Source organism: Burkholderia stagnalis, assembly GCF_039848545.1.
Classification (GTDB): domain Bacteria; phylum Pseudomonadota; class Gammaproteobacteria; order Burkholderiales; family Burkholderiaceae; genus Burkholderia; species Burkholderia stagnalis.
Window position 1 is genome coordinate 857845 of record NZ_CP156685.1, and the last position, 16852, is coordinate 874696.

A 16852-nucleotide genomic window follows, 5' to 3' on the forward strand; every position below is an offset into this window, starting at 1 on the left:
CGTTGCCCCGAATTCGTTACGGAGAACCCATGGATCTCGATTTCACGCCCGAAGAAGAAGCGTTTCGCGCCGACGTACAGCGCTTCCTGAAAGACCGGCTGCCGGAGCGCATTTCCCGCAAGGTGAAGGGCGGCCTGCACCTGACGCGCGACGACATGCGCGAATGGCACGCGATCCTCGATGCGCGCGGCTGGCTCGCGAACCACTGGCCGCGCGAGTACGGCGGCCCCGGCTGGAGCGTCGCGCAGAAGTTCCTGTTCGATCACGAATGCGCGCTCGCCGGCGCGCCGCGCATCGTGCCGTTCGGCGTGAGCATGCTCGGGCCCGTGCTGATCAAGTACGGCAGCGACGCGCAAAAGCGCCACTGGCTGCCGCGCATCCTCGACGGCACCGACTGGTGGTGCCAGGGCTACTCGGAGCCGGGCGCGGGCTCCGATCTCGCGGCGGTGAAGACGAGCGCCGTGCGGGGCATCGACGCGCAGGGCGAACACTACATCGTCAACGGCCAGAAGACGTGGACCACGCTCGGCCACTACGCGAACATGATCTTCTGCCTCGTGCGCACCGCGACCGACGTGCGCAAGCAGGAGGGCATCAGCTTCCTGCTGATCGACATGAACACGCCCGGCGTCGAGGTGCGCCCGATCGTCACGCTCGACGGCGAGCACGAGGTGAACGAAGTGTTCTTCACCGACGTGCGCGTGCCGGCCGCGAACCTCGTCGGCGAGGAGAACCGCGGCTGGACCTACGCGAAATACCTGCTCACCTGCGAGCGCACCAACATCGCGGGCGTCGGCTTCTCGACGGCCGCGCTCGACCGGCTGCGCGCGGTCGCCGCGAAGGTGAGGAAAAACGGCCGGCCGCTCGCCGACGATCCGTATTTCGCGGCACGCGTCGCCCGCGTCGAGATCGAGCTCGAGAACATGAAGACGACCAACCTGCGCGTGCTCGCCGCGGTCGCGGGCGGCGGCGCACCGGGCGCGGAAAGCTCGATGCTGAAGATCCGCGGCACGCAGATCCGCCAGGAAATCACGTCGCTGATGCGGCGCGCGATGGGGCCGTACGCGCAGCCGTTCGTCGAGGAGGCGCTCGATGCCGACTACGACGGCGAGCCGGTCGGGCCGGAAGAGGCCGCGAGCGCCGCGCTGCAGTATTTCAACAACCGCAAGCTGTCGATCTTCGGCGGCTCGAACGAAATCCAGAAGAACATCATCGCGAAGATGATGCTCGGCTTGTAAGGAACGCTCATGGACTTTCGACATACCGAAGACCGCCGGATGCTGGCGGACACGCTGAACCGCTTCATCGCCGAGCAGTACGCGTTCCCGGTGCGCGACCGCATCGCGCAATCGGCGCAGGGCTTCGACCGGACGATGTGGGAACGCTTCGCCGAGCTCGGCGCGATCGGCGTGCTGTTCGACGAAGCCGACGGCGGCTTCGGCGGCGCGGGCTTCGATATCGCGGTCGTGTTCGAATGCCTCGGGCGCGGGCTCGTCGTCGAGCCGTTCCTCGGCGCGCTGCTCGCGGGCCGCGCGCTCGCGCTCGCCGGCGGCGACGCGCAGCGCGAGCGGCTCGCCGCGCTGATCGCCGGCAGCGCGAGCGCCGCGTTCGCGCACGACGAGCCGGGCTCGCACTACGAGCTGACCACCGTGCGCACGCGTGCGGAAAAGAGCGGCGACGGCTGGGTGCTGAGCGGTGCGAAGGGCGTGGTCGACCAGGGCGCGCAGGCCGCGTTCTTCGTCGTATCCGCGCGCACCGCGGGGAACGACGACGATGCGCACGGCATCCGCCTGTTCGTCGTGCCGGCCGATGCGCACGGCGTGTCGCTGCGCGATTACCGGAAGATCGACGGCGGCCGTGCGGCGGAGGTGCGCTTCGAGCGCGTCGCGCTGCCGGCCGACGCGGCGCTCGGCGATCCGCACGACGGCGCGGCGCTGCTCGAACGCGTGCTCGGCTACGGGCTGCTCGCGCTGTCGGCGGAGGCGCTCGGCGCGATGGACGTCGCGAAGGAGCACACGCTCGAGTACCTGCGCACCCGCAAGCAGTTCGGCATGCCGATCGGCAGCTTCCAGGCGCTGCAGCACCGGATGGCCGACCTGCTGCTCGAAGTCGAGCAGGCGCGCTCGGCGGTGATCAACGCGGCCGCGCAGCTCGATGCGCCGCGTGCCGTGCGCGAGCGCGCGCTGGCCGCGGCGAAATACAGCATCGGCCGGATCGGCACGCTCGTCGCCGAGGAGAGCATCCAGCTGCATGGCGGGATCGGCATGACGTGGGAGCTGCCGCTGTCGCACTACGCGAAGCGCCTCGTGATGATCGATCACCAGCTCGGCGACGAGGACCACCATCTCGCGCGCTATATCGCGCTGTCTAAACCGCAGTCGAAACAATAAGCAGGCAGAAGAGGGAGGAGACGACGATGGACAACGCGACGCAACCCGCGATGCCGCTCGCCGGCGTCAAGGTGCTCGATTTCTCGCGCGTGCTGGCCGGGCCGTGGAGCGCGATGGTGCTGGCCGATTTCGGCGCGGAAGTGATCAAGGTCGAGCATCCGGCGCGCGGCGACGATACGCGCGACTGGGGCCTGCGCATCGGCGATACCGAGACGACCTACTTCAACAGCGTGAACCGCAGCAAGCGGTCGATCTGCCTCGACCTGCAGACGGCGGAAGGCCAACGTCTCGCGCGCGAGCTGGCCGCGCAGGCCGACGTGCTGATCCACAACTTCAAGTTCGGCGGCGCGGAGAAGCTCGGCCTCGGCTACGACGCGCTGGCCGAACTGAACCCGCGCCTCGTGCATTGCGCGATTTCGGGCTACGACCGTTCGGGCCCGGAAGCGGGCCGCCCCGGCTACGACCTCGTCGTGCAGGGCGAGGCGGGGCTGATGGCGCTGAACGGCGAGGAAAACCAGCCGCCGCTGAAGTTCGGCGTCGCGGCGGTCGACCTGTTCACCGGGATGTATTCGGCGCAGGCGATCCTCGCGGCGTTGTACGAGCGGCACGCGACGGGCCGCGGCCGGCGCATCGAGATGGCGCTGTTCGACTGCGGGCTGATGATCACCGCGTACTACGGGCTCGACGCGCTGCTGATGGAGCAGGATCCGCCGCGCTACGGCAACGCGCATCCGTCGATCGTGCCGTACGGCGTGTTCGACGCGGCCGACGGCCCGCTCGTGATCACGGTCGGCACCAACCCGCAGTTCGCGCGCTTCTGCGACGTGATCGGGCGGCCCGATCTCGCGGCCGACCCGCGTTACTCGACCAACCTCGGCCGCTCGCAGAACCGGGCCGAGCTGCTGCCCGAGATTCGCCGCGAGCTCGCGAGCCGTACGCGCGCGACCTTGCTGGCCGGGCTCGCCGGCGCCGGCATTCCGTGCGGCGAAGTGCTCGGCCTGCACGAGGCGCTGACGTCCGAGCGCGCACGCCGCGCGGGGCTCGTCACGCGCCAGCCGCATCCGGTCGCGGGCGGCGTCGACGTGCTCGCGCCGCCGTACCGCTTCGACGGCGCGCGGCTGCCGGTGCGCGGCGCGCCGCCCGGGCTCGGCGCGGATACGGCCGAGGTGCTCGGCGGCTGGCTCGGGCTGTCGGCGGGCGACGTCGCGCGGCTGCGCGCGGATCGCGTGGTCTGAATCGAAGGTGACGCCGCGGCGCGGGCGGGCAGGATCGCGCGCCGGACCATTACACGATACCCGTCGCAGGACGACGCCGTGCATCGCATGGGACCGGAGCAAGCGCTCAAGCGCCAACTCCGGTCGACAAAGGAGACACCATGGAGCTTTCCGTCATCGAATCGGTCACGGCGCGCCGCGACTACCAGCAGCTCGTGCGCGCGCGGCGCCGCTTCAGCTTCGTGCTGACGGCGCTGATGATCGCCACGTATTACGGCTTCATCCTGCTCGTCGCGCTCGCGCCGCGCGTGCTCGCGGCGCCGCTGTACCGGGGCGCGACGATCACCGCCGGCGTCGCCGCGGGTGTCGCGATCATCCTGGTCGCGATCGCCCTGACCGCGTGCTACGTGCTGCGCGCGAACCGTGCGTTCGACCGGGCGGTCGACGCGATCCTCGAACGTGCGTGACGGAGGCCGCGATGCATCGTTCGTTATCCTCGCTTTGCGCCGCCTGCACGGCGCTCGTTCCCGCCGCCGCGCACGCGGTGTCCGTCGCCGGGCCGATGCCCGACAAGGTCGAACTGAACCCCGTTGCGATCGGCATGTTCTTCGCGTTCGTGTTCGCGACGCTCGCGCTCACCCGCTGGGCCGCGCGCCGCACGCGCTCCACGCGCGACTTCTACACGGCGGGCGGCGGCATCACCGGCCTGCAGAACGGCCTCGCGATCGCCGGCGACTACATGTCGGCCGCGTCGTTCCTCGGCCTGTCCGGCATGGTGTTCATGTTCGGCTTCGACGGGCTCATCTACTCGATCGGCTTCCTCGTCGGCTGGCCGTTCGTGATGTTCCTGATCGCCGAGCCGCTACGCAACCTCGGCCGGTTCACGTTCGTCGACGTAGTCGCATACCGCTTCGCGCAGCGGCCGATCCGGCTGCTGACGTCGGCCAACTCGCTGACGATCGTCGTGCTGTACCTCGTCGTGCAGATGGTCGGCGCGGGCAAGCTGATCCAGCTGCTGTTCGGGCTGTCGTACGGCACGGCCGAGCTGATCGTCGGCGTGCTGATGGTGGTGTACGTGTTCTTCGGCGGGATGACGGCGACCACCTGGGTGCAGGTGATCAAGGCCGTGCTGCTGCTGTGCGGCGCGACGCTGCTCGCGTGGCTCGCGCTCGGCGAATTCGGCTTCAGCATCGACGCGATGTTCCGCCGCGCGGTGGCCGTGCATCCGGGCGCGCTCGGCATCATGGCGCCCGGCAAGCTGATCCGCGATCCGGCCAACGCGCTGTCGCTCGGCATTGCGCTGATGTTCGGCACCGCCGGCTTCCCGCACATCCTGATGCGCTTCTTCACGGTGCCGAACGCGAAGGAGGCGCGCAAGTCGGTGCTCTACGCGACCGGCTTCATCGGCTATTTCTACCTGCTGACGTTCGTGATCGGCTTCTCGGCGATCGTGCTGCTCGCGCAGCATCCGGAGTTCTTCAAGCTCGGCGCGAACGGCACGTTCAACCTCACGCGCGACCTGCTCGGCGGCTCGAACATGGTCGCGGTGAAGCTCGCGCAGGCGGTCGGCGGCAACTGGTTCTACGGCTTCATCGCGGCCGTCACGTTCGCGACGATCCTCGCGGTGGTCGCGGGCCTCACGCTCGCCGGCGCGACGACGATCTCGCACGACCTGTACGCGCAGATGTGGGCGCGCGGCAAGCCGGACGAGCGGCTGGAAATGCGCATCTCGCGCGCGGCGACGATCGCGCTGTCCGCGGTCGCGATCGGGCTGTCGATCCTGTTCGAGCACGTGAACGTCGCGTTCATGGTCGGCCTCGTCGCGGCGGTCGCGGCGAGCGCGAATTTCCCGGTGCTCGCGATGTCGATCTTCTGGCGCGGAATGACGACGCGCGGCGCGGTGCTGGGCGGCGGCCTCGGCCTCGCGTCGGCGGTCGCGCTCACGGTGCTGTCGAAGTCGGTGTGGGTCGACGTGCTGCATCACGCGCACGCGCCGGTGTTCCTGGACAACCCGGCGCTCGTGTCGGTGCCGCTCGCGTTCGCGGGCATCGTCGTCGGCTCGCTGGCCGACCGCGGCGAGCGCGCGCGCCGCGAGCGCGACGCGTTCGCGCGGCAGGAGTTCTACGCGCAGACGGGCGTGCTGGCCGGCCCGGCCGCGCACCACTGAATCGTCAGATGAATGGCCGCATCCGTCCGGATTGCCGGACGGATGCATTCCGGATTTCCGGAAACCCGGATTTCCTTGCCTGCCGCATTGTGGGAAATACAATGAAAACAACGGCCTGAATGCTTTCACGCGGCTGGCATCGACCTTGCAATATAAAAGGCACGGCCACCCCCGGCCGAACTACTACAGCAAGCAAGGAGACAACCGATGACCAACGCCTTCTTCCTCCCCCGGATGTCTTGAGGCATCGCTTGTTGCGGCACGGCAGCCGCGCGGGCGTTTGACTCAGGGGGCATTGCCTCCTTCCTCGTCGCCTTCCCGCGCGCGTGACGCCGCCTTATCGGCTCATCTACCCTTCATCAGGAATCATCGTGAAGAAGAAACCCTTCTACAAAGTGCTTTATGTGCAGGTGATCTTCGCCATCATCGTCGGCGTGATCCTCGGTCATTACTATCCGTCGCTCGCCACCGAGATGAAACCGCTCGGCGACGGCTTCATCAAGCTGATCAAGATGGTGATCGGGCCGATCATCTTCTGTACGGTCGTGACCGGCATCGCCGGCATGGAGGACATGAAGAAGGTCGGGCGCGTGGGCGGCAAGGCGCTGCTGTACTTCGAGGTCGTGTCGACCTTCGCGCTGCTGCTGGGCCTCGCGGCGACGCACATCCTGCGTCCGGGCGTCGGCTTCAACATCGATCCGGCGACGCTGAACGGCAAGGAAGTCGCGTCGTACGCGGCGAAGGCGCACGGCCAGTCGACGGTCGACTTCCTGATGCACATCATCCCGAACACGATGGTCGACGCGTTCGCGCAGGGCGAGATCCTGCAGATCCTGCTGATCGCGCTGCTGTTCGGCAGCGTGCTCGCGCACCTCGGCGAGCGTGGCCGCGTGGTCACGGATTTCATCGACGGCATCACGCGCGTGCTGTTCGGCATCGTGCACATCGTCACGAAGCTCGCGCCGATCGGCGCGTTCGGCGCGATGGCGTTCACCATCGGCAAGTACGGCGTCGGCTCGCTGGTGCCGCTGCTCAAGCTGATCGGCACGTTCTACCTGACCTCGGTCGTGTTCGTGCTGGTCGTGCTCGGCGCGATCGCGCGCTTCACCGGCTTCTCGATCATCCGCTTCATCGGCTACATCAAGGAAGAGCTGCTGATCGTGCTCGGCACGAGCTCGTCGGAAGCCGCGCTGCCGCAGCTGATGGAAAAGCTCGAGAAGGCGGGCTGCTCGCGCTCGGTGGTCGGCCTCGTGGTGCCGACCGGCTACTCGTTCAACCTCGACGGCACCAACATCTACATGACGATGGCCGTGCTGTTCATCGCGCAGGCGACCAACATCGAACTGACCTGGATGCAGCAGCTCACGCTGCTCGCGGTCGCGATGCTGACGTCGAAGGGCGCAAGCGGCGTGACCGGCGCGGGCTTCATCACGTTGGCCGCGACGCTCGCCGTCGTGCCGACCATCCCGCTGTCGGGCATGGTGCTGATCCTCGGCATCGACCGCTTCATGAGCGAGTGCCGCGCGCTGACCAACATCGTCGGCAACGGCGTGGCGACGGTCGTCGTGTCCGCGTGGGAGAAGGAGCTCGACCGCAACAAGCTGCGCCAGGCGCTGAAGGGCGGCGGCGAAGTCGCCGCGACCGAGACGGCCGGCGTCTGACGCCATGAAGGAGCAGGGGGCGCCGCCCGCGGGCGGCGCGCCGCGCGGCAGCGGCGGCGGTGCGGGCGGCTATGACACAATAGGCGATCCGCATCGTCAGGAAGCCGTCATCGTGAAGCGCCGCCTGCTGGTTCTCGTCGCGCTCGCCGTCGCGCTCGTCGCGGCGTGCACGCTGACGTGGACCTTCACCTGGCAGCGCGGGATCGACGAACTGCAGCGCAATGCCGCGGTGCGCGTCGATCGCACCACCAATGCGCTGAAAAGCACCCTCGACCGCTACGAGTCGCTGCCGTACCTGCTCGGCAGCCACCCGCTCGTGCAGGACCTGCTCGCCGAGCCGAAGCGCGCCGACTACGCGGCGCGCGCGAACCGCTATCTCGAAGACCTCAACCAGCACGCGCACGCGACCGTCACCTATCTCGTCGGCGCGGACGGCCTGTGCGTCGCCGCGAGCAACTGGCGCGCGCCCGACAGCTTCATCGGAATCGAATACCGGTTCCGCCCGTATTTCATCGACGCGATGAACGGCCGCGTCGGCCGCTTCTTCGGCATCGGCACGATCTCGCGCGACCCCGGCTACTACATCTCGCAGCCGGTGTGGCGCGACGGCCGGATCGTCGGCGTCGTCGTCGTGAAGCTCAATCTCGAATGGTTCCAGGGCGCCGACGCGTCCGAGCCGCTCGTCGTCGCGGACGAGCACGGCGTCGTGTTCCTGTCGTCGGTGCCGGCGTGGAAGTACCACACGCTGAAGCCGCTGCCGGGCCCCGTCGACGCGTCGATCTACGAAACCCGCCAGTACGCGCAGCAGCCGGTCACGCCGCTGCCGCTGCGGGTCGAGCGCGCGCTCGGCGCGGATGCGCAGATCGTGCGTCTCGGGCCGGGCCGCCGCGCGCCGCGCTACCTCGCGACGCAGCGCCGCATCGGCGAGCCCGACTGGCAGCTCGTCACGCTCGCGCCGATCGCGCCTGTCGACGCCGACGCGCGCAACGCGACGATCGTCACCGGTTTCGGCTTCGTGACGATCGCGCTGCTCGCGTTCTACTGGCGCATGCGCCGCGCGCGCGTGCGCGAGATGATGCGCGGCCGCGCGCTGCTGCAGCAGGCGTACGCGGAGCTGAACCGGCGCGTCGAGGAGCGCACGGCCGATCTGTCGCAGGCGAACGGGCAGCTGCAGAAGGAGGTCGGCGACCGGATCCGCGCCGAACAGGAGCTGCGCGCCGCGCACGACGAGCTGATCCAGGCGAGCAAGCTGGCCGCGCTCGGCCAGATGGCGGCCGGCATCACGCACGAGCTGAACCAGCCGCTCGCCGCGCTGCGCAGCTTCTCCGACAACACGCGCGTGCTGCTCGACCGCGGCGAGCAGGCGGCCGCGCGCGAGAACCTCGAGGCGATCGCCGCGCTCACCGAGCGGATGGGCAAGATCACCAACCAGCTGAAGCTGTTCGTCGGCCGTGCGCGGCCGCGCAACGAGCAGGCGCTCGTCGTGCGCGCGCTGCGCAGCGTGCTCGCGCTGCTCGGCGAGCGGCTGCGCGGCGTCGAGCTGGTGCTGACGCTGCGCGACGGCGACGGCGAGCCGTCGCGCGCCGCGCCGCTCGATCTCGCGAACGACCATCCGGAACTCGTCGCGCGCTGCGAGGATCTGCGTCTCGAACAGGTGCTGATCAACCTGCTCGGCAACGCGCTCGACGCGGTTGCGTCGTCCGCCGCGCCGCGCGCGGCGGCCCCGCGCATCGAGATCGCGATCGACGCGTCGGCCGCGACGCTCGCGATCCGGGTGCGCGACAATGGCCCGGGCATCCCGCCCGACCTGCTGCCGCGGCTGTTCGAGCCGTTCTTCACGACCAAGGAAATGGGGCGCGGGCTGGGCCTCGGGCTCGCGATCTCGTCGTCGATCGCGAGCGACGCGGGCGGCTCGCTGACCGCGCGCAACGCGCCGGGCGGCGGCGCGCTGTTCGTCTTGACGTTGCGCCGCGCGCGCACGCATCATCCGGACTCCGTGTCCGAGCAGGCGGGCTCGCGCTGAGCGCGCCCGTTGCGCGCGCCGAGCGCCGCGGCACCCATCAGGAGCAAGCAAGTACGATGGCCAACCGGCTGCAAGTGATCTATATCGAAGACGATGCGCTCGTGCGCCGCGCGAGCGTGCAGAGCCTCCAGCTGGCGGGGTTCGACGTGACCGGCTTCGAGTCGGCCGAGGCCGCCGAGAAGGCGATCGTCGGCGACGCCGCCGGCGTGATCGTCAGCGACATCCGCCTGCCCGGCGCGAGCGGGCTCGACCTGCTCGCGCAGTGCCGCGAGCGCGTGCCCGACGTGCCGGTGATCCTCGTCACCGGGCACGGCGACATCTCGATGGCCGTGCAGGCGATGCGCGACGGCGCGTACGACTTCATCGAGAAGCCGTTCGCGGCCGAGCGGCTGATCGAGACCGTGCGGCGCGCGCTCGAGCGCCGCGAGCTGGTGCTCGAGAACCACGCGCTGCGCCGCGAGCTGGCCGGGCAGAACGTCGTCGCGCCGCGCATCATCGGCCGCAGCCCGGCGATCGAGCAGGTGCGGCGGCTGATCGCGAACGTCGCGCCGACCGATGCGTCGGTGCTCATCAACGGCGACACGGGCGCCGGCAAGGAGCTGATCGCACGCAGCCTGCACGAGCTGTCGCCGCGCCGCGACAAGCCGTTCATCGCGGTGAACTGCGGCGCGCTGCCCGAGCCGATGTTCGAATCGGAGATGTTCGGCTACGAGCCGGGCGCGTTCACGGGCGCCGCGAAGCGCCGGGTCGGCAAGCTCGAATACGCGTCCGGCGGCACGCTGTTCCTCGACGAGATTGAAAGCATGCCGCTCGCGCTGCAGGTAAAGCTGCTGCGCGTGCTGCAGGACGGCGTGCTCGAGCGGCTCGGCTCGAACCAGCCGATCCGCGTGAATTGCCGCGTCGTCGCGGCCGCGAAGGGCGACATGAGCGAGCTGGTCGCGGCCGGCACGTTCCGGCGCGACCTGCTGTACCGCCTCAACGTCGTGACGATCGCGCTGCCGCCGCTCGCCGAGCGCCGCGAGGACATCGTGCCGCTGTTCGAGCACTTCATGCTCGACGCGGCGGTGCGCTACGGCCGCCCGGCGCCGGTGCTCACCGACCGGCAGCGCGCGAGCCTGATGCAGCGCGACTGGCCCGGCAACGTGCGCGAGCTGCGCAACGCGGCCGACCGGTTCGTGCTCGGCGTCGCCGACATGCCGCAGGACGCAGGCGCGGCGGCGGACGACGACGCGAACGAGCAGACGCTGAAGGAGCGCATCGAGCAGTTCGAGCGCGCGGTGATCGCCGAGGCGCTGAACCAGACGGGCGGCGCGGTCGCGGCCACCGCCGACCGGCTGCACGTCGGCAAGGCGACGCTCTACGAGAAGATGAAGCGCTACGGGCTGTCGGCGAAAGGCGATACAGACCGCTGAAAGGACCGCTGAAACGAAACGGACCGCGGAACCGGTGTTGTCCGGTCATGCGGTCCGTGTCGGGGCCCTGCTTGCGGCGAGGCGCGCGTTGCGCGCCTGTCGGCCGGTATCGGGCGGACGCTCAGGCGGCGTTGCCGAGCGCCTTCTTGAGCAGCGCGTCGAGCTCCGCGAACTGCGGCGCGCCGACATAGCGCTTCAGGATCTTGCCGTCCTTGTCGACGACGAAGGTCGTCGGCGTCAATTGCACGTTGCCGAACTGCTGCGCGACGCTGCCGTCGTCGAGCGCGACCTTGAACGGCAGCTGGCGCGTCTGCGCGTAGTTCGCCACGTACATCGGCGGGTCGTAGTTCATCGCGACCGCGACGAATTCCAGCCCCTGTCCCTTGAAGCGGTTGTAGGTCTCGACCATCTGCGGCATTTCCTGCATGCAGGTCGCGCAGCTCGTCGCCCAGAAGTTGACGAGGTAGACCTTGCCCTTCAGGTCGGCCGTGGTCGAGATCTTCTGGCCCGACAGCAGCGTGAAGGTCGCGTCCGGCGCGCTGGACTTGCCGCTGAACGCGAAGAAGCCGGCCACGGCGATCGCGGCTGCAACGACGACGGCCGCGACGTAGCGCATCGGGCTCGCGCGGCGGCTGGAAGAAGGAGGCGTGGAGTTCATCTGCGGGCTCTCGAAGGACGGTCGATGACGCGGGACAGGGCGGACACGTCGAAATTCGGCGCTCATTTTAGCGCGAATGCGGCACGCGCACCGGGGGCCGCCACGCATCCCGGCGTTGCGGTTCGACGCATAATGCACGTTTTGCCCGTGTCGATCCGCGTCATGCCGAAGGTCTTCCCCGATTCGCTGCGTCCCCTTTTCCGTCCGCTGCGGCACTTCGCCGCACTCGTGTGCGCGAGCGCCGCGCTGGCCGCGTGCTCGCCGGCCTTCGACTGGCGCACGCTGCACAGCGACGCCGGCTACACGATCGACCTGCCCGCGAAGCCGACCGTCGAGGAGCATGCGGTCGCGATCGGCGGCATGCCGATGAAGATGCGGATGCAGGCGGCGCACGTCGACGGCGCGGTGTTCGCGGTCGGCACGGTGATGCTGCCCGACGAGCGCGACGAGACCCGGCGCGCGGCGCTCGACTACCTGCGCAGCGGGCTGTCCCGCAACCTCGACGGCGCGCCGCAGACGGCCTCGGTGCCGGTGCCGCTCGCGGCGGGCGGCGCGGTGAACGGGCTCGAGCTGCGGCTGGCCGGCGCGGCGGCGGGGCCGGAGCGTGCCCGCAAGACGATCGTGGCCCGGCTCGCGGCGCGCGGCAAACATGCATACCAGGCGGTCGTGATCTCCGACGCGCCGCTCGGGCAGGAGCAGCTCGATCAATTCTTCGGATCGTTGAAACTCGATTGAAGAGGCGAGGGGGCGCGAAACCGCAAGTTGCTTCGCAGCATTGTTCGCTAATTGCCGGATTTTGCGGGAGTTTTTGGGCTATCCACAGCGCGTGTGGATAACTTTGTTGAAAAGTGATCGGAATGCGCGTCGAAGCCGCGCCGGACGGCCGCCGGAACGGATTACCGGTGCGTGGGGCGCTTGAGAAAAATCAATAAAAACAACGGCATGCGAGATCGCCATCGAATATTCACGGCGGTGATGCAATCCGCGCCCGGAGGCGCGGAATTGTGCATAAGTCAAGTCTTGACAGCCGGATTTTGTCCTCAGAGCGCGGTCAGCGCGCGCCGGTAGCGGATCGCCTCGGCGATCTGCGCGGCGTTCGGCTGCGGGTCGCCGGCGAGATCGGCGATCGTCCGCGCGACCTTCAGCACCCGGTAATACGCGCGCGCCGACCAGCCGAAGCGCTCGCCGGCCTCGCGCAGCAGGCGCTCGCCGTCGTCGGTCGGCCGGCCGAGGTCGTCGGTTTCGCGGCCGCTCAGCATGTGATTCGTCTTGCCCTGGCGTTCGAGCTGCCGCGCGCGGGCCTGCGCGACCCGCGTGGCGACCGCGGCGCTCGGCTCGCCGGGTGTCGGCGCGCGCGCCGCCAGCTCGGCCGGCGTGAGCGCGGGCAGGTCGATCTGGATGTCGATGCGGTCGAGCAGCGGCCCGGACAGCTTGCGCAGGTAGCGCGCGGCGACGTCCGGCGAGCAGCGGCAGCGGCCGGACGGATCGCCGTGCCAGCCGCACGGGCACGGGTTCATCGCGGCGATCAGCTGGCACGCGGCGGGGAAGTCCGCCTGCTGGGCGGCGCGCGAGATCGTGATGCGGCCGGCCTCGAGCGGCTCGCGCAGCATTTCCAGCACGTGCCGGTCGAATTCCGGCAGCTCGTCGAGGAACAGCACGCCCAGGTGCGCGAGCGTGATCTCGCCCGGCTGCGGCGGGTTGCGGCCGCCGACCAGCGCCGCCGCGCTCGACGAATGATGCGGCGAGCGAAACGGCCGCTGCCGCCACTGCGCGGGCGAGAAGCCGATGCGGCTTGCGGACAGCAGCGCGGCCGACGTCAGCGCCTCGTCGTCGGTGAGCGGCGGCAGCAGCCCCGGCAGCCGCGCGGCCAGCATCGACTTGCCCGCGCCGGGCGGCCCGACCATCAGCATGTGATGCCCGCCGGCCGCCGCGACTTCGAGCGCGCGCCGTGCGCCGCGCTGGCCGATCACGTCGGCGAGATCGGGCGCGGCCGTCGCGGGCCGGCCATCGAGCGGCGGCGCGGCGACGGGCGCGAGCCGGCCGTCGGGCGCACCGGCCAGGTGCGCGCACAGCGCGGGCAGGTCGGCCGCGCCGTACACGGTCACGCCCGGCACGAGCGCCGCCTCGGCGGCGCTGTCGAGCGGCAGGTACAGCTCCGGCTCACGGGGAGGCGCCGCCCGATCGGCGGGGGCCGCGCACCCGTCGCGCGCGACGCCGCAGGCCATCGCGAACGCGCCGCGCATCGGCCGCAGCGCGCCGGTGAGCGACAACTCGCCGGCGAATTCGCGGCCCAGCAGCGCGTCGGCCGGAATCTGGCCGTTCGCGGCGAGGATGCCGAGCGCGATCGGCAGGTCGAAGCGGCCCGATTCCTTCGGCAGGTCGGCGGGCGCGAGATTGACGGTGATGCGGCGCACGGGGAATTCGAAGCCGCAGTTCTGCAGCGCGGCGCGCACGCGCTCGCGGCTTTCACGGACTTCGAGATCGGGCAGGCCGACGATCGAGAACGACGGCAGGCCGTTGGCGAGATGGACTTCGACGGTGACGTCCGGCGCGCGGCCGGCCGCCGGTGCGCGGCTGCGCACCACGGCAAGCGACATGGCGAGGCTCCTGTAGGGCGGACGGGCATGCCTTGCGGCCGCCTGTCGCGGAAAAGGGAGAGATCGGTGCGCGCTTGCCGGCGTGGCGCGGATGAAAGAACGACGGGAACTACGTGGGCTGGCGCAGGCATCGCCGGGCCGCGGGAAGCGGCCCGCCGGTCGCGCCTGTGCCCGGTCGGGCCTGCAGGTCAGGCTTGTACGTCAGGCCTGCAGGTCTGGCTTGCAGGTCAGGCTTGCGAAGCGGCGAGCTTCTGCTCGAGCTCCGCGACGCGCTTTTCCAGTTCCTCGAGACGCACGCGGGTGCGGGCGAGCACCTGCGCCTGCGTGTCGAATTCCTCGCGGGTGACGAGATCGAGCTTCGAGAAGCCTTGCGACAGCATGGCCTTCACGTTGCGCTCGACATCCTTGGCCGGCGAGTTTTTCAGCAGATCGCTGACGCGCGACTGCAGGTCGTTGAAAACGTCGCTGGGTTGCTTCATGTGATTCCCCTTCATTGCACAAAAAATGTGCATCTTCAGTTGCATACGTGCCCGTGATGCACGTATGACCGGAAATGGTGCGCGCGGCGCGCGATTTCCGGGCACGGCGCCCGCACGGGTGAAAGTCCCCGCATTCCGGGGCGTGCGTGCACTCTAGCAACGATCCTCGCCCGGCGCCAGAGAACACGGCCCACGTTGGCCGTTCGGCCGGGCTTTCGCGTCTTTTCGCGGCCGAAGCGGGCCCCGCCGCGCGGTTTCGTGCGTGTCCGCAGCGGACTTGGCATGCGAGTTGCTGGAGAGTAGTCCGCCACACATCCAACCAATTCGACGGGACAACCCAGCGAGAGGACTTCATGAAACTCATTACCGCAATCATCAAGCCGTTCAAGCTCGATGAGACGCGCGAGGCGCTCTCGGCGCTCGGCGTCTCGGGCATCACGGTGACGGAGGTGAAAGGGTTCGGCCGCCAGAAGGGGCACACCGAGCTGTACCGGGGCGCCGAATACGTGGTCGATTTCCTGCCGAAGATGAAGATCGAGGCTGCCGTGTCCGACGATCTCGTCGACCAGGCGGTCGAGGCGATCGAACGGGCCGCGCGCACCGGCAAGATCGGCGACGGCAAGATCTTCGTCACGCCGATCGAGCAGGTGATCCGGATCCGCACCGGGGAGACAGGCGCAGACGCGCTGTAACACACAAGACGAGCGACAAGAGGAAACCCAAGATGCGCAAACTTCTGATGTCCCTGCTGATGGCCGGCTCGCTGATCGCGGCCGGTGTCGGCCCGGCGCTCGCGGATGACGCGGCGTCCGCCGCGGCTGCGTCCGCGCCTGCCGCAACGGCCGCCGACGCGTCGGCAGCCGCCGCCCCGGCCGCTTCGGCGCCGGCCGCGCCGGAGGCCGCGGCTTCCGCCGCAGCCGCCCCGGCATCGGGCGCCGCCGATGCATCGGCCGCCGCCGCCGCGTCGGCCCCGGCCGCGCCTGCCGCGCCCACCGCGCCGTTCTCCGTCGATTCGTCGAAGATCAGCGCCGGCGACACCGCGTGGATGCTCACGTCCACCGCGCTCGTGCTGTTCATGACGGTCCCGGGCCTCGCGCTGTTCTACGCGGGCATGGTCCGCAAGAAGAACGTGCTGGCCACCGTGATGCAGAGCTTCGCGATCACCGCGCTGATCACGGTGCTCTGGACGGTCGTCGGCTACAGCCTCGCGTTCACGCCGGGCAACGGCTTCATCGGCGGCCTGTCGCGCGTGTTCCTCCACGGGATGAACTACGTGAAGGGCGACAAGGCGACCACGCTGACCGTGAGCCACCTCGCGACGACGATTCCGGAATCGGTCTACTTCGTCTACCAGATGACGTTCGCGATCATCACGCCGGCGCTGATCTGCGGCGCGTTCGCCGACCGGATGAAGTTCTCGGCGATGCTGGTGTTCATGACGCTCTGGTCGCTGATCGTCTACGTGCCGGTCGCGCACATGGTCTGGGAACCGACCGGCTGGCTGTCGGCCGACGGCGTGCTCGACTTCGCGGGCGGCACCGTGGTGCACATCAACGCGGGCATCGCGGGCCTGATGTCGTGCCTCGTGCTCGGCAAGCGGGTCGGCTACGGCCGCGAATCGATGGCGCCGCACAACCTGGTGCTGACGATGATCGGCGGCTCGATGCTGTGGGTGGGCTGGTTCGGCTTCAACGCCGGCTCGGCGGTCGCGGCCGATGGCCGTGCCGGCTTCGCGATGCTGACGACGCAGGTCGCGACGGCCTGCGCGGCGCTCGGCTGGATGTTCGCGGAATGGATCGCGAAGGGCAAGCCGTCGGTGCTCGGCATCGTGTCGGGCGCGGTTGCGGGTCTCGTGGCGATCACGCCGGCTGCCGGCTTCGTCGGCGTCGCCGGTGCGCTGGTGATCGGCATCGCGGCGGGCGTGATCTGCTTCTGGTCGGCGACGTGGCTCAAGTCGAAGCTCGGCTACGACGATTCGCTCGATGCGTTCGGCGTGCACGGCGTGGGCGGCGTCCTGGGCGCGCTGCTGACCGGCGTGTTCGCGGTGAAGGACATCGGCGGGATGGACGGCAGCCTGCTGCTGCAGGCGAAGGGCGTCGCGATCACGCTGATCTACAGCGGCGTGCTGAGCTTCGTGCTGCTGAAGCTGATCGACCTGACGATGGGCCTGCGCGTGTCGGAAGAGGAAGAGCGCGAAGGCCTCGACGTGATCCTGCACGGCGAGCACGTGGAGTAAATCCGGACGATTTGC

Annotated in this window: 14 protein-coding genes; 11 read left to right on the forward strand and 3 right to left on the reverse strand. The window is 69.5% G+C overall.

What is annotated here, in order from left to right:
- The first annotated feature begins 29 nt into the window (after positions 1–29).
- The 8 genes from ABFO07_RS04075 (at position 30) to ABFO07_RS04110 (ending at position 10867) form a co-directional block, all read left to right on the forward strand.
- On the forward strand, positions 30–1238 hold the full coding sequence (locus ABFO07_RS04075; protein ID WP_347468390.1) for an acyl-CoA dehydrogenase family protein: 1209 nt from the start codon (positions 30–32) through the stop codon (positions 1236–1238).
- A gap of 9 nt (positions 1239–1247) precedes the next feature.
- Entirely contained in the window at positions 1248–2390 is a 1143-nt protein-coding gene (locus tag ABFO07_RS04080; RefSeq protein ID WP_347468391.1) for an acyl-CoA dehydrogenase family protein, read from the forward strand.
- Positions 2391–2416: 26 nt separating this feature from the next.
- Positions 2417–3625 carry a CaiB/BaiF CoA transferase family protein gene (locus ABFO07_RS04085; RefSeq protein WP_347468393.1) on the forward strand — a complete coding sequence of 403 codons (1209 nt, stop codon included), beginning with the start codon at positions 2417–2419 and terminating at the stop codon, positions 3623–3625.
- 140 nt (positions 3626–3765) lie between these two features.
- Positions 3766–4071, forward strand: coding sequence for a DUF485 domain-containing protein (locus tag ABFO07_RS04090; protein ID WP_059566486.1), 306 nt, complete (start codon positions 3766–3768; stop codon positions 4069–4071).
- An 11-nt stretch (positions 4072–4082) separates the two neighbouring features.
- Entirely contained in the window at positions 4083–5771 is a 1689-nt protein-coding gene (locus ABFO07_RS04095) for a cation acetate symporter (RefSeq protein WP_059885358.1), read from the forward strand.
- A gap of 371 nt (positions 5772–6142) precedes the next feature.
- On the forward strand, positions 6143–7432 hold the full coding sequence (locus tag ABFO07_RS04100; protein WP_059566487.1) for a dicarboxylate/amino acid:cation symporter: 1290 nt from the start codon (positions 6143–6145) through the stop codon (positions 7430–7432).
- A 4-nt stretch (positions 7433–7436) separates the two neighbouring features.
- Positions 7437–9455 (forward strand): sensor histidine kinase, encoded by a 2019-nt coding sequence (locus ABFO07_RS04105; protein ID WP_060362381.1) that lies wholly within the window; start codon positions 7437–7439, stop codon positions 9453–9455.
- 56 nt (positions 9456–9511) lie between these two features.
- The gene (locus ABFO07_RS04110; RefSeq protein ID WP_059566489.1) at positions 9512–10867 is read left to right on the forward strand and encodes a sigma-54-dependent transcriptional regulator; all 1356 of its coding nucleotides are present in this window, start codon (positions 9512–9514) and stop codon (positions 10865–10867) included.
- 121 nt (positions 10868–10988) lie between these two features.
- Here ABFO07_RS04110 and ABFO07_RS04115 read toward each other — a convergent pair whose 3' ends face one another.
- Positions 10989–11525, reverse strand: coding sequence for a TlpA disulfide reductase family protein (locus tag ABFO07_RS04115; protein WP_059566490.1), 537 nt, complete (start codon positions 11523–11525; stop codon positions 10989–10991).
- Positions 11526–11687: 162 nt separating this feature from the next.
- On the opposite strand from ABFO07_RS04115, the gene ABFO07_RS04120 reads away from it, so the two are divergent.
- Entirely contained in the window at positions 11688–12260 is a 573-nt protein-coding gene (locus ABFO07_RS04120) for a hypothetical protein (protein ID WP_059885361.1), read from the forward strand.
- A 305-nt stretch (positions 12261–12565) separates the two neighbouring features.
- On the opposite strand, the gene ABFO07_RS04125 is transcribed toward ABFO07_RS04120, so the two are convergent.
- Entirely contained in the window at positions 12566–14122 is a 1557-nt protein-coding gene (locus tag ABFO07_RS04125) for a YifB family Mg chelatase-like AAA ATPase (RefSeq protein WP_347468396.1), read from the reverse strand.
- Positions 14123–14349: 227 nt separating this feature from the next.
- The gene (locus ABFO07_RS04130) at positions 14350–14601 is read right to left on the reverse strand and encodes an accessory factor UbiK family protein (RefSeq protein ID WP_006398174.1); all 252 of its coding nucleotides are present in this window, start codon (positions 14599–14601) and stop codon (positions 14350–14352) included.
- Between the two features lie 353 nt (positions 14602–14954).
- Between ABFO07_RS04130 and ABFO07_RS04135 the strand changes: the two genes are divergently transcribed.
- Together ABFO07_RS04135 and ABFO07_RS04140 are read left to right on the forward strand one after the other, a co-directional pair.
- Positions 14955–15293, forward strand: a complete 339-nt coding sequence (locus ABFO07_RS04135; RefSeq protein ID WP_006398175.1) for a P-II family nitrogen regulator — start codon at positions 14955–14957, stop codon at positions 15291–15293.
- A gap of 32 nt (positions 15294–15325) precedes the next feature.
- Positions 15326–16837: an ammonium transporter gene (locus tag ABFO07_RS04140; protein WP_059885272.1), complete on the forward strand. Its 1512-nt coding sequence runs from the start codon at positions 15326–15328 to the stop codon at positions 16835–16837.
- Positions 16838–16852 lie beyond the last annotated feature (15 nt).

Coding starts and splice junctions, on each gene's coding strand:
- ABFO07_RS04105 (WP_060362381.1), top strand. CDS start 7,437: ATGAAGGAGCAGGGGGCGCCGCCCGCGGGCGGCGCGCCGCGCGGCAGC.
- ABFO07_RS04130 (WP_006398174.1), bottom strand. CDS start 14,601: ATGAAGCAACCCAGCGACGTTTTCAACGACCTGCAGTCGCGCGTCAGC.
- ABFO07_RS04115 (WP_059566490.1), bottom strand. CDS start 11,525: ATGAACTCCACGCCTCCTTCTTCCAGCCGCCGCGCGAGCCCGATGCGC.
- ABFO07_RS04110 (WP_059566489.1), top strand. CDS start 9,512: ATGGCCAACCGGCTGCAAGTGATCTATATCGAAGACGATGCGCTCGTG.
- ABFO07_RS04140 (WP_059885272.1), top strand. CDS start 15,326: ATGCGCAAACTTCTGATGTCCCTGCTGATGGCCGGCTCGCTGATCGCG.
- ABFO07_RS04125 (WP_347468396.1), bottom strand. CDS start 14,122: ATGTCGCTTGCCGTGGTGCGCAGCCGCGCACCGGCGGCCGGCCGCGCG.
- ABFO07_RS04135 (WP_006398175.1), top strand. CDS start 14,955: ATGAAACTCATTACCGCAATCATCAAGCCGTTCAAGCTCGATGAGACG.
- ABFO07_RS04075 (WP_347468390.1), top strand. CDS start 30: ATGGATCTCGATTTCACGCCCGAAGAAGAAGCGTTTCGCGCCGACGTA.
- ABFO07_RS04090 (WP_059566486.1), top strand. CDS start 3,766: ATGGAGCTTTCCGTCATCGAATCGGTCACGGCGCGCCGCGACTACCAG.
- ABFO07_RS04095 (WP_059885358.1), top strand. CDS start 4,083: ATGCATCGTTCGTTATCCTCGCTTTGCGCCGCCTGCACGGCGCTCGTT.
- ABFO07_RS04085 (WP_347468393.1), top strand. CDS start 2,417: ATGGACAACGCGACGCAACCCGCGATGCCGCTCGCCGGCGTCAAGGTG.
- ABFO07_RS04120 (WP_059885361.1), top strand. CDS start 11,688: ATGCCGAAGGTCTTCCCCGATTCGCTGCGTCCCCTTTTCCGTCCGCTG.
- ABFO07_RS04080 (WP_347468391.1), top strand. CDS start 1,248: ATGGACTTTCGACATACCGAAGACCGCCGGATGCTGGCGGACACGCTG.